This window comes from Flavobacterium arabinosi (assembly GCF_048158725.1).
Taxonomy (GTDB): Bacteria; Bacteroidota; Bacteroidia; order Flavobacteriales; family Flavobacteriaceae; genus Flavobacterium; species Flavobacterium arabinosi.
Genome location: NZ_JBLNKX010000002.1, coordinates 542,299 through 555,277, shown reverse-complemented (window position 1 = coordinate 555,277; position 12,979 = coordinate 542,299). Strand labels below are relative to the sequence as shown.

10 protein-coding genes are annotated in these 12,979 nt (G+C 33.0%); 6 read left to right on the top strand and 4 right to left on the bottom strand.

All coding sequences use genetic code 11. The features are described 5' to 3' along the window. Positions 1-208 precede the first annotated feature (208 nt). Positions 209-1,045 (top strand): hypothetical protein, encoded by an 837-nt coding sequence (locus tag ACM55K_RS06485; protein WP_416849419.1) that lies wholly within the window; start codon positions 209-211, stop codon positions 1,043-1,045. Continuing rightward, the gene (locus ACM55K_RS06480) at positions 1,024-1,509 is read left to right on the top strand and encodes a hypothetical protein (protein WP_416849418.1); all 486 of its coding nucleotides are present in this window, start codon (positions 1,024-1,026) and stop codon (positions 1,507-1,509) included. The genes ACM55K_RS06485 and ACM55K_RS06480 overlap by 22 nt, the downstream gene beginning before the upstream one ends. On the opposite strand, the gene ACM55K_RS06475 is transcribed toward ACM55K_RS06480, so the two are convergent. From ACM55K_RS06475 to ACM55K_RS06460, 4 genes are all read right to left on the bottom strand, one after another. Then, positions 1,506-2,975 (bottom strand): type ISP restriction/modification enzyme, encoded by a 1,470-nt coding sequence (locus ACM55K_RS06475; RefSeq protein WP_416849417.1) that lies wholly within the window; start codon positions 2,973-2,975, stop codon positions 1,506-1,508. The two genes, ACM55K_RS06480 and ACM55K_RS06475, sit on opposite strands and share 4 nt — an antisense overlap. A gap of 47 nt (positions 2,976-3,022) precedes the next feature. Then, positions 3,023-4,705: an N-6 DNA methylase gene (locus ACM55K_RS06470; RefSeq protein ID WP_416849416.1), complete on the bottom strand. Its 1,683-nt coding sequence runs from the start codon at positions 4,703-4,705 to the stop codon at positions 3,023-3,025. Positions 4,706-4,748: 43 nt separating this feature from the next. Continuing rightward, positions 4,749-6,143: a phage integrase SAM-like domain-containing protein gene (locus ACM55K_RS06465; protein ID WP_416849415.1), complete on the bottom strand. Its 1,395-nt coding sequence runs from the start codon at positions 6,141-6,143 to the stop codon at positions 4,749-4,751. Positions 6,144-6,424: 281 nt separating this feature from the next. Next, positions 6,425-7,249, bottom strand: coding sequence for a universal stress protein (locus ACM55K_RS06460; RefSeq protein ID WP_416849414.1), 825 nt, complete (start codon positions 7,247-7,249; stop codon positions 6,425-6,427). A 174-nt stretch (positions 7,250-7,423) separates the two neighbouring features. On the opposite strand from ACM55K_RS06460, the gene rimP reads away from it, so the two are divergent. The 4 genes from rimP to ACM55K_RS06440 all read left to right on the top strand — a co-directional run bounded on the left by rimP (position 7,424) and on the right by ACM55K_RS06440 (position 12,689). After that, on the top strand, positions 7,424-7,888 hold the full coding sequence (gene rimP, locus ACM55K_RS06455; RefSeq protein ID WP_416849413.1) for a ribosome assembly cofactor RimP: 465 nt from the start codon (positions 7,424-7,426) through the stop codon (positions 7,886-7,888). 13 nt (positions 7,889-7,901) lie between these two features. Continuing rightward, positions 7,902-9,155, top strand: a complete 1,254-nt coding sequence (nusA, locus tag ACM55K_RS06450) for a transcription termination factor NusA (RefSeq protein ID WP_416842616.1) — start codon at positions 7,902-7,904, stop codon at positions 9,153-9,155. A 112-nt stretch (positions 9,156-9,267) separates the two neighbouring features. Beyond that, positions 9,268-12,165, top strand: coding sequence for a translation initiation factor IF-2 (gene infB / locus ACM55K_RS06445; RefSeq protein ID WP_416849412.1), 2,898 nt, complete (start codon positions 9,268-9,270; stop codon positions 12,163-12,165). A 281-nt stretch (positions 12,166-12,446) separates the two neighbouring features. Beyond that, on the top strand, positions 12,447-12,689 hold the full coding sequence (locus ACM55K_RS06440; RefSeq protein WP_416849411.1) for a hypothetical protein: 243 nt from the start codon (positions 12,447-12,449) through the stop codon (positions 12,687-12,689). Positions 12,690-12,979: the final 290 nt, after the last annotated feature.

Genomic DNA, 12,979 nt, shown 5'->3' with positions numbered 1-12,979 from the left:
AATAATGTGCCGTTTTGAGGCATGCTCTAAAAATATACGTATTTGAGAATCAAAGAATAATATTCATACGGTAAGTTGTATCATTTATTACTTTACGCAGATTTATTTTGATACAGTTAAGGTTTTGATACAGGGCATCTATTTTTTTTGTAATATTAGTATTATTAAACTAAGTTTGTATATTTATGAAAATTTATAATAAAACATAATGAGCAAAACTATTTATTTTGAAATTTACAGATTTCATTTGCTACCTATAACAACACATCAAATTTCTCTTTTTGAACATGAAATGTCTTATGAGGAACTAGTACAGAAAAAGAATGGTTTTTTTGATAGCATAGTCCAAAATCTACAAAATAACGCACAGGATTTTCCGATAGAACTTTATAGTTCTGAGGATAAAAGTTATCTATTTAGACTTGCAAATCCTAAGAAGACAACTATATATAGAAATTTTTCTGAAAGAGAAGAAAATACCGAACCGTACATTTATATAATTATAAATACGGACCCTCTAGTTCAGAAAATAGCGATAAGTAGAAATTCACAAGCATTCTCAACTCCAAATAGTTCAAAAAATGTTTTAAGTACGATTTTTAGTAAATATTTAAAATTATATGGACTAAGTATTGAGTTTGAGCAACTTTTTGAATCAAAAACTTTTTGGAGTTATGCTAGAAGGTTCGATGGAAGAATTAAATCGATAGATTTTGAGATAATAAAGCCTAATCTTTCCAAAATTTCGCATACAATTAAAGATTCGTTAAAACCCCTAATCGAGAGTACCAATAGTCATAAAACTCATTTGAAACTTGATGCCCCTAAAGAAGGGGTTTTGGAGAATATTAACAAAGAAAATAAATTGGTTGATGGATTAGTAACCTATTCTAGTGAAGGTGGGGGAAATATTTCGATGAGTATAATAGGTCTTGCGACAAGAGTTAGAACTGACAGAATGGTAACAACAAAGAAAATATCTGAAATTAATATTAAAGGTTCTCCAGACCAAGTTATTAAAGTATGGAAAGATATTACAGAATAATATTGAGTTATTTAAAAGACATATTACTTTTTTTAACAATTGCTTTTTTTGTCAATGTGTTTTCCTATCTAATAGGGACGGATTTGCTGTTGAGTTATTTAAAAATAAATCTGACAACAATTCAACTTGGTTTGATGGCAATTAATACGGCAACTTGCGGATTAGTAATTTCGAAATTACAAGAAATAAAAGAGAGGCATCGAGAAATTGATGTTAAACCAACTACAATGGCATTGCTAAATTCTTTAAAGGAACAAATTATACTAATTATTACAGGTGTTATATTAATGTTGGTAATCGATAGTGACTCTATTGAGAGAATCATTTATTGCGAGTATATTACATTTGTATTAGAAACATTGCTTATTGCTGTATTTGTAAATTCAATTCAAGTTTTATGGGATACTGGAAAATCCATTTTCGTTTTGATTGATATTATGGATGACTTTGACAATAATGATTAAATCTTAATTTTATCAATTTCCTTCATTATCCTATCCGTTTCATTAAGTGCCACCACCATTTTCTGATAATGTAGAATATCATCATAATTTAGTTCACGATTCTTACGGTCTTTTAGCCATTTCTGAGCGGGTTGATAGCCACCGATGTAAAAGTTCCAAGCTACTTGAGGAACGTTAGCGAAACACTGGCCCTCATTAATATAAACGTTACCATTTTTATAAACTGGTTTGGTTACAATGTTGTCACCGTCTTCTGGATATTGGGTAATGTATTTTTCGACAGTAGGACTTTCCAGTAAATGAATTTGGCGTAACTCACCACCTAATTTAACCAATTGCATGAATTCCACACGATCCAGCGGAGCTGGAACACGTGGGAATTCTATATTTAAAAATTCTTTGTATTTCTCACGATATGATGGAGAATGTAAAACCGCATAAATATAATCTAGCAAATCTATTGGAGCAAAACTTTGTCTAAACTCTGGACGGACCTCATCGCTATTAGCAAAACAAACATTGCTTTCAGTTTCCTTTTCGTTGGTGAAAGACAACCCCAAGCCGTCAGCGATTTGTTTTACAATGTCTGGGTTGAGGTTTGGTATCCTTTTGTTTGTGCCAAAAGCATCTTGTTGAGAATTATTTTCGGGATAGAGGTAAAGAGGAAAAAAAGAGGTGGAATCGCCAGCTGTATCCAAAATATGTCTTTCAACAATTGAATTTGAAACCCAGAAATAACCTAAACTTTGCTGTCTATTTAATCTAGTTGCAATTAAACCGATGTTTTCATGGTTGAAAAAATGTTGCATAATTTCCCATCTAGGGTAACTAAAGAAACCTTTTGTTTTTTTGCTATAATGACTAAATCGTATGTCAAAAGGTCTATAATTGACTCTAGTTATGTTTCTATCGTCTTTAGAATTTATATCATCGATTGCTCCAGTGATTGTCCAATCTCTTGAGTCTAGACCAAATTTATGTTTGGTTCTAATATCATCAATGGTTAAAGAATTTAAATCATTTAATAATTCTTCGATTTTGTTTTTCTCAAAATGAATTAAAGAATTATCCCTAGCGGCAGTAAAGCCAACATTGCTAATTTTAAAAAAATCCTTTATTGAGAACCCAATTTCATATTCTGATTTAAGTTGATAATCAACTTCGGAGTATTTAAAGTCTGGTGATTTAATTTCAAGTTTTTTCCAGTCAAAAGATTTTAAATCATTTTTGGTTAAAAAGTCATACTTAAATTCTCTTTTCCCTTGTAAATCATAATGAAAAACTTCACCTAATTCATTTTTCTTTTTCTTACCAGTTTTTACAAAAATATTTATAGAAACACCTTGCATTATATCAAATACATTTTGGTCTGGAGAACCATCAATACAGGTTTCATTTTTCCTTAGATTCCCATGTAAATCAAGGATGTAAATTTTATCGAAACTTTCTAGTAAATGTTTTCTCATTTGACGGTGAATATTTCCATCAATAAAACTATTATTAGAAATATAGGCTAAAACACCCTCACCGTTTTATCTATAAAGTGTTGACCAAAACGAATGAATTTTATGTAATCGTCAGAAAGAGGCTGTATGTTTCGCTCCTTCATGTCTTTTTTATAATCAGCAGTTAAGCTCTCAATCCACTTGCTTTTATTGGTACTGCTTACGCTATAAGGGGGATTTCCAATAACAACCATTACAGGTGCATCACGTTTTATAGCATTAGCTTGGTCTGCTTCGTCAGAGAGCCAAGAACTAAAAAGCGTACCTGTATCGGGATGGGCTTCTTCAAGTGAGTTAGTTAAAAAAATGCGGAAACGTTGGTCGTCTGTTGGTTTATATCCTGTTTCAGTTAACAACATGTCCATTTTTAGATGGGCCATTGCGTAACTCGCCATGAGTAACTCAAAACCATTCAATCGTGGGATGAGGTCTTTGGTTACATATTTACTCCAGATGCCTTGTTGGCCTTCAAATTTTTTATGAATGTGTTTTACAACCTCAGCCAAGAAAGTTCCCGTTCCTGTGGCTGGGTCCAATATTTGAACTTTGTGTACTTCGTGTTCTACCTCAACTTCTTTTATTACGGCATTTTTTTTGGAAGCCGTTTGGGTAATTGCTTTTTTCTTAATTTTTATTTTGCTGGTGTCGGCCAAACCTTGTGGTAAATCGAATTCAGTTTTTAGAATGTCATCAACCGCTCGAACTATAAAATTAACGACTGGTTGCGGTGTGTACCAAACACCACGTGCTTTTCGCAAAGCGGGATTATATTCACCCAAAAATGTTTCATAAAAGTGAACCACAGGGTCTTCCTGTTTGGTGCTTTTACCAAAGTTTTTCATAATGAGTGCCACATCCGAAGCTAGGAAAATATTAACCAACTCATCAACTATCCAAGTTAGCCTTGTGTCTAAATCAAACCCCGCTATGTCTTGAAATAACTTGCGTAAAAACGGGTTGCTTTTAGGAATTAACTCAGCGGCTTCTATACGAGAGAATGTCGGTAAGGTTGGGTCATGATAACGAGCTGCGAACATCCCATAGGCAATGGTTTGTGAATAAATGTCAGCAAATGATTTGTTGTCAATGTCGTGAATCAACATTTGTTGGAATGACAACATTTGCGATTTGATGGTGGAGCGTTTTCCTTCTTGGTCGTCATAATTTAATGATTTCTCAATAACGTCTGCCATTAACTTTGCTTTTCCCGCCATCATTTGAGCCAACTTAGTTGGTGACTTAATAGTTTGCGAAATGGTTTCAGAAAAATTCTTTATTAGTTGTGTGAACTGGTCAAAGTTTTCTGGTTGAGGTACAATCGTACCATTTTCCAACTTAGCTATTGCAATTTTCGTGGTTAGTTCACCATCCTTATAAAAGTGAAAATCCATATAATCGGTAAATACCAAATTTGACAGACCAGATTTATAGCGGTCAAACTGCTCTTTTAGGGTTTTGCTTCCTAAGTCTACTCCAATATCTTTTGCTTCAATATAGCCAACAGGAACGTCCTTACGGGTCAGTACATAATCGGGTGCACCGCAAGCCACCCTTGCGGGTTCATTCGTCACCAAGATGTTTGGTAAAATTGCCATGATGAGGTTTTGTAAGTCACCACGATAGGAATGTTCACGTGCGTTTCCTGTAATGTATAAGGTGTTTATTTTGGCTAGATATTGTTGAATTGTCATTATTAGGGTAGTCAGATTTATTTTACTAATGTAGGATATTTTATTAATATTTGAAAAGGGGTGATTTCTTTAATTTTAACACATTTATTAGATTTACTGCTTTGCTTACCAAAGCGGTTTTGTCATATACTTGAACGATTGATATATATTTATGTTTTGGATGTGTAATTGGTTCAATGTCTTCATCGTGGATTCCTAAATCTTTTAAATTTGATATGAATGTACTACGGCAGTCATGAGGAGTAAAAATATCACAAAGTTTTTCTTTAGTTATAATAACATTGTTTACTGTGTAATAATACTTTTTTACTTCAAACTCATTTTCAAATTTTAAATGGATAAGAAATTTTTTTACATCTTTTCGGATGTTAGGTTGTGATGGGAATTTTGGGAATTTGTTGTCGTTTTGAATCAGATATTCTTTTACTGGTGCAAGAATAGGGATTGTGGTTATTAACTCATCTTTGTTCTCTTGTGACTTCCTAACTCGTGTTGTGAAACAATTATACTTTTTTGAATTATGAGTTAATATTTCGGGTTTAACTTCATTTAAAAACACCATGTCACCTATTCTCAATCCCGTGAAAGATGACAGTAAAAGGTAATTTCGAGCATGTGTAAATTCTTTTGAATGACTCACGTCAGTTTTTATAATAGTGCTTAATTGCGAAACTGTTAAAAACGTTTCGTTTTTTATTTCTCGTCTTTTTATAAAATATTCTTTTTTGTTATGGTTGAAACCAACTTCAATTTCGTCTTCAATTGCGGAATTGAGTAATGCTCTAAAGTGTTTATTCTCTTTTGAAATTGTATTGTGAGCATAAAATTCTCCTGTTGTTTTTTTGTTGATTTCATTTATTACTTTGAAAAAATCCATAAAAATTTCTCCAGTTAAATTTCCAAAAGTCAAAACAGTTCCTGTAAACTCTTCGTAATTTGAAATATGATTCTTTAAGTTAGTGTATTGTTTCCCCGTGCCTTCTGACCATCGTTTATGCGAAGTTATTTCGGACTTCATTCTAGTTTTGACACTTTCAGTTATGTATTCTGTTATATTAATGTCGTTGGAATATTTTGGTATTCTTTTTAATTTTTCAAAAACTAATTGTTTCAACTCTTGAATGGTTGGGTCTTTTTCGTTTATGTTTCTAAAATTGGATAATTGTTCATAGGATATTCTTTCAATTTTATCCAATACGTTATTTAGGTCTTTGCCATATTTTCTAACAAAGAATTGATTTGCTCTGTATGTTGGTTTGTCAATCCAATATTCCTTATTGATGTTCCATTTAGTTGATATTCTTAAAGGCTCATATTTAAAATTATTTGATTTAGAATTATAAGTTTTAAAACCATACGACAAATTAAACAAAATCAGTTGTTCTCCAGATTTGTTTTTTTTTGCTTCTAAATTGAAAAAATGGGTCGCTTGTTTCATAGTTCAAATTTTATCACGTAGTAAATCACGTAGTAAAAGTATGCTATTAGTTGATGTTTAACAAAGTTTTTTGAGGTGTTGTTAAAAACGTCATCTTATTAAACCCCTTATTATATAGGGTTTTGAAGCTTTTTGATGTTTGATGAGGTGTTAAGGGTTTTGTCCTTGTAGACCAACGTAAAGCCTCTCAATTTTTTGAGAGGCTTTTTTTATTTGGAAATTTTTGAATTCTAAGAAGTACTTAGAGAATTTAATTTGAGGTTGATTTTTGTAACTGAAAATTAAATTTTAAAAGTAATCACGGGTTTAATGGCGTGGTTTACTAAGTCCTCACTGATGCTTCTGTTAAAAAAATGCGCTAATCCGGTTCTGCCATGTGTGCAGAGTCCTATTAAATCTGCATTGATTGAATTTGAAAAATTGAGTATTCCGTTTTCTACATTGGCATCATTAAAAATGTGTAAAGAGTAGTTTTGAATATCAAAATCAGCAATAAATGCATGCATTAATTTTTCACCGGTTAAGGTAGTTTTGAAGCTATTGGGCGTGCAAATCATTACTAAAAATAGATTTGCATCAAAGATTTTAGTAAATTCAATCATTTTTTTGAAAGGTTTTTTTATTTCATTCGAAAAATCTGATGCGAAAACGAAATTTTTACCTTCAAATTTGCCAATATCTTTTTTGATAACTAAAACTGGGATGTCAGAAAGGCGTACTACTTTTTCAGTATTGGAGCCAATGAGTAATTCTTCAATTCCGGAAGATCCATGTGAGCCCATGACAATTAAATCAATTTTATTTTTTTTACTAAAAGCTAAAATACCATTGGACGCTCTTTCAAAGTGTACTGTTTCAGTGACTGAAATTCCATTTAAATAGGGGCGTTCTTTGATTTTTTGGAACGTTTCGTTTGCTTTTTTTATAAATAACATTACTTCTGGAATCCCGCTTCCTCCAGAAATGGCATCGCTCATTTGGCTTGGTAACTCCAGCATATGGAGTAAGAATATTTCACAATTAATTTTTTTGGCAATTTGTGCGGCTATTTTTAATGCGTCTTCAGCATGTTCTGAAAAATCGGTTGGTACTAAAATTCGTTTCATAATTAAAAAGTTTAAATTATGTAAAAACAGGTATTTTAATGCTCCATTAAAGATAAGAAATATTTTAACAGCAGCCGATTATTTTAATTAATAAAAAAAACACTATATTTGCACCGTTATTTATTAAAATCTAGATAATGAGGGGACTAAATGTCCCCTCTTTTTATAAAAAATATGACATTTAAAGAAAAAGTACATACGTTATTGACAGAATGCCTTTTAGAAAAGCCATCAGTTTTTTTGATAGACCTTACTATCACCGATGCTTTTAAAGTTATTGTGAATGTGGATGGAGATAACGGAGTAGCGCTTCAGGATTGCATCGATGTGAGTCGTTTTATAGATAATAACTTGGATCGCGAGGAACAAGATTACTCTTTAGAAGTAGCATCGGTAGGGGTTGGGTCGCCACTGAAATTAGTTAGACAATACAAGAAAAATATAGGGCGAACATTGATTGTAAAGACTGGGACAGAAATAATTGAAGCAGAATTAGTGGAAGCTAATGATGATTTTGTAATTTTGTCGTGGAAAGCAAGAGAGCCTAAAAAGATAGGAAAAGGAAAAGAGACAGTTCAAAAAGAACTAAAATTGCCTTACGCAGATATAAAAGAAGCAATTGTTACAGTAACATTTTAATTAAAGAATTCGCATGGAAAATTTAGCATTAATCGATTCATTCTCAGAGTTTAAAGATGATAAACTTATTGATCGTGTAACGCTTATGGCAATTTTGGAAGATGTATTTAGAAATGCATTGAAGAAAAAATACGGTTCAGATGATAATTTCGATATTATTATAAATCCTGATAAAGGAGATATGGAAATTTGGAGAAGAAGAGTAATCGTTGCTGACGAGGATTTGGATTTTGAAAATGAAGAAATTACTTTGACAGAAGCAAGAAAAATTGAAGCCGATTTTGAAATTGGTGAAGAAGTTTCTGAAGAAGTGAAATTAATTGATTTAGGAAGAAGAGCTATTTTGGCCTTGCGTCAAAACCTAATTTCAAAAATTCATGAGCATGATAATACCAATCTTTATAAACAATTTAAAGATTTAATTGGAGATATTTACACTGCTGAAGTACATCATGTACGTCCTAGAGTTGTAATTTTGGTTGATGATGAAGGGAATGAAATAATTTTGCCAAAAGAAAAACAAATACCTTCTGATTTTTTCCGCAAGGGAGATAATGTAAGAGGAATCATTGAAAGCGTTGAATTGAAAGGAAATAAACCTCAAATTATTATGTCAAGAACTTCTGAGAAGTTCTTGGAAAAATTATTTGAACAAGAAATCCCTGAAGTATTTGACGGATTAATTATGGTGAAGAAAGTGGTAAGAATTCCAGGTGAAAAAGCAAAAGTAGCCGTAGATTCTTATGATGATAGAATTGATCCAGTAGGAGCTTGTGTTGGTATGAAAGGTTCTCGTATTCATGGAATTGTTCGTGAATTAGGAAATGAAAATATTGACGTAATCAATTACACCAGTAACATTCAATTGTTTATAACCAGAGCATTGAGCCCTGCAAAAGTTTCTTCGATTAAAATTAATGAAGATACTAAAAGAGCAGAGGTTTTCTTGAAACTTGAAGAAGTTTCTAAAGCAATTGGTCGTGGTGGACACAATATTAAATTAGCTGGTTTATTAACTGGTTATGAATTAGATGTTATCCGTGAAGGTGATGTTGCAGGTGCAACTGCTGATGAGGATGATGTTGAATTGACTGAGTTTTCAGATGAAATTGAAGACTGGGTTATTGAGGAATTTGCAAAAATTGGTTTAGATACTGCAAAAAGTATTTTAAAACAAGATGTAGAAGATTTAGTAAGAAGAACAGACCTAGAAGAGGAAACGATTCTAGATGTAATGAGAATATTGAAAGAAGAATTTGACAGTTAGTCAATGTGTCTTCAACGATAAACATGCCACTTTACAATTAATTCTTGCTCGGTAGGTATCGAGTTAGGAGTGAAGTGAGGAATAACAAAAAAGGTAATAATAAAAAGGTTTTATGTCTGAAGAGAGAATTATTAGAATAAACAAAGTTTTAAGGGAATTGAATATTTCTTTAGAAAGAGCTGTGGATTATCTAAAAGATAAAGGGATTGCTATTGAAGCAAATCCAAACACAAAAATTTCTGATGATGTATACAATGTCTTGTGCGGTCAGTTTGCTGGTGACAAAGGGAATAAGGAGGCTTCAAAAGAAGTAGGGGAAGAGAAAAGAAAAGAAAAAGAAGCTTTACGTGTGGAGCGAGAAAAAGAAATCGAAGACAAGCGTAAGCAAGATGAAGAACGACTAAAACAACAAGAAGTTATAAAAGCGAGAGCTGTTGTGACGGGTCCGGTTCAGGTTGGGAAAATTGATCTCAATCCTAAAAGACCAACAGTTGTTCCTGCTCCTGTTAAGGTTGTTGAAAAAATTGAGGTTCCTGTAGTTAAAGCTCCAGCTCCGGTTGAAAAACCTGCTGTTGTTGAAACTGTTCAAAAAGAACCAGTTCAAAAAGAACTTTCAGAAGATAAACCTGTTTCAGACAAAAAAGAAGTTAAACCTGTTGTTGGAATAAAAGAAGTTAAGAAAGAACCGGTAAAAGAGGTTGTTGCTGAACCGATAAAAGTTGCTCCCGTTGAAGAAGCGCCTGTTGATGAGACTATAACTACTCAATATCAAAAATTATCAGGAACTACTTTAACAGGTCAAATTATTGATTTATCTCAATTCAATAAACCTAAGAAGAAAAAAGAAGAGCCTAAAATTACTCCAAACAAGCCGGGTGCACCTGGAGCTGTAGGAGCTAATAATGCTGCCAATAAAAATAAACGCAAAAGAATTGCTCCAAAACCGGGTGCTCCTAGACCACCTGCTGTTCCTGGAGTTCCTGGAGCGCCAAATCCGAATAAAATCACTCCAAATGTTGGTGGTGGTGGATTCAATGCAAACAGAAGTGCAAGACCTGGTTTCGTAAAAGGAAACAGACCTGCAATTGTTGCAAAAGTTGAACCGACGGAAGAGGAAGTTAAAAATCAAATTAGAGAGACTTTAGAAAAACTACAAGGAAAAGGTGGTAAATCTAAAGCTGCTAAATATAGAAGAGACAAGAGAGATACGCACCGTCAGAAATCTGATGATGAGCAAAGAGCTATTGACGAAGGTAGTAAAACTATTAAAGTTACTGAATTTGTTACTGTAGGTGAAATTGCCATTATGATGGATGTGCCAATTACTAAAGTTATTGGTACTTGTATGTCACTTGGAATCATGGTTACCATGAATCAACGTCTTGATGCTGAAACATTGACAATTGTAGCCGATGAGTTTGGTTATGAAGTTGAATTTATTACTGTTGATATCGAAGAAGCGATTCAAGTAGTTGCTGATAAAGAAGAAGATCTAGTTTTCAGAGCGCCTATTGTTACTGTAATGGGGCACGTCGATCACGGTAAAACATCTTTACTGGATTACATTCGTAAAGAAAATGTTATTGCTGGTGAGTCAGGTGGAATTACACAACATATCGGTGCATACGGAGTAACATTAGATAATGGTCAAAAAATAGCATTTTTAGATACACCGGGACACGAAGCTTTTACAGCGATGCGTGCTCGTGGAGCTCAAGTTACGGATATCGCTATTATTGTAATTGCAGCTGATGATGACATCATGCCGCAAACAAAAGAAGCGATTAGTCATGCTCAAGCAGCAGGTGTTCCAATTATTTTTGCTATCAATAAAGTTGATAAGCCAAATGCTAATCCTGAAAAAATTAAAGAAAAATTAGCAGGTATGAATTTACTTGTTGAAGATTGGGGAGGAAAAATTCAATCTCATGATATTTCTGCAAAAACAGGAACAGGTGTTAAGGAATTATTAGAGAAAGTATTGTTAGAGGCAGAGCTTTTAGATTTAAAATCTAATCCAAATAAAGCGGCTTCTGGAACTGTTGTTGAGGCTTTCCTTGATAAAGGTAAAGGATATGTTTCTACCATATTAGTACAACATGGAACTTTGAAAATTGGAGATTATATGTTAGCGGGTAAGCATCATGGTAAAATTAAAGCCATGCATGATGAACGAGGAAATATAGTTACTGTTGCGGGTCCGTCGACTCCGGTATCTGTTCTTGGTTTAGATGGTGCAGCTACAGCTGGTGATAAGTTCAATATTTTTGAAGATGAAAAAGAAGCAAAACAAATTGCATCTAAACGTTCTCAATTAATGCGTGAACAATCAGTACGTACACAAAGACATATTACGTTAGATGAAATTGGACGTAGAATTGCATTGGGTCAATTTAAAGAATTAAACATTATCCTTAAAGGAGATGTTGATGGTTCGGTTGAAGCTTTGTCAGATTCGTTCTCTAAATTATCTACTGAAGAAATTCAAATTAATATCATACATAAAGGTGTTGGAGCAATTACGGAAACTGACGTTATGTTGGCTTCAGCTTCGGATGCAATTATCATCGGATTTAATGTTCGTCCTGCTGGAAATGCAAGACAATTAGCAGACAAGGAAGAAATTGATATCCGTTACTATTCTATTATTTACGCCGCTATTGATGACTTGAAAGATGCGATGGAAGGAATGCTTGCTCCGGAAATGAAAGAAGAAATTCTGGGTACTGCGGAAATTAGAGAGATATTCAAAATTTCTAAAGTTGGTTCTATTGCTGGAAGTATGGTTATGGACGGTAAAATTGTTAAAAACGCCAAAATGAGAATCATCAGAGATGGTGTTGTTGTCTTTACTGGAGAGTTATTAGCTTTGAAGCGATTTAAAGATGATGTAAGAGAAGTTGCTAAAGGATATGATTGTGGTATTCAAGTGAAAGGATACAATGATATCGAAGAAAGAGATGTTATTGAATCGTACCATGAAGTAGCTATTAAAAAGAAATTGAAATAGTATTTTATACATTAGCTTTTAATATAAAATCCCGATTCGTCGGGATTTTTTTTATTTTAGCATGAACGTTATTTTTGTTATTATGATGATTATAAAACTATATTTAGAAATATAATACAACGGTAAGGAGCTTCAAGAGGACCCGGGACTTAATGTGTATTCTTATCGATGGCGTGATTATGACCGAGCAATAGGAAGATGTAACGTAATCGGCTAATTACCTGATAAATATTATAAAATTAGTCCATATGACTACGTGGCTAATAATCTAATAACTACGATTGACCCTGCTGGTAGTTTTTTGTTTGGCTTATTTGGAAGTGCTTCAGAAGAAAGAAAAGAAGCTAGAGCTGAAAAATATGCTGAAAAAAGTTGACGGATCAGTAATTAAAGGTGAAAATGGCAGAGTATCCGTAAATGTAGTTAAAAGTGCTGCTGCTGGTGTTATTACTATTACATCAAAACTAATTTTTTTGATTGGCTACTTATGCTACACAAAAAGTAGCTCCTTCGGCTGTGGGTAGCTTTGTACCTGGGGGTTCTTCATTTAAGCCAGGAGTAAAAGTAGGTAATGCAGTATAAGAGTTATGGTCGATAGTGAAACAGAAATTATCACGGATGAATTAAGAGAAAAATAATGAATTATGATTTTTTATTATATTGTTTTTTATTAGCTATAGCGGCGTTTGCTTATTACAAATTTAATAAGTGTTGGGCAAAAGTTAGAAAAGAAAAAGCTGAAGGATTTTATAAACCAATTACATAGATTGGAATAATTAGAAACTGGATTATAATAATAAGTCTTGTGTTGGCT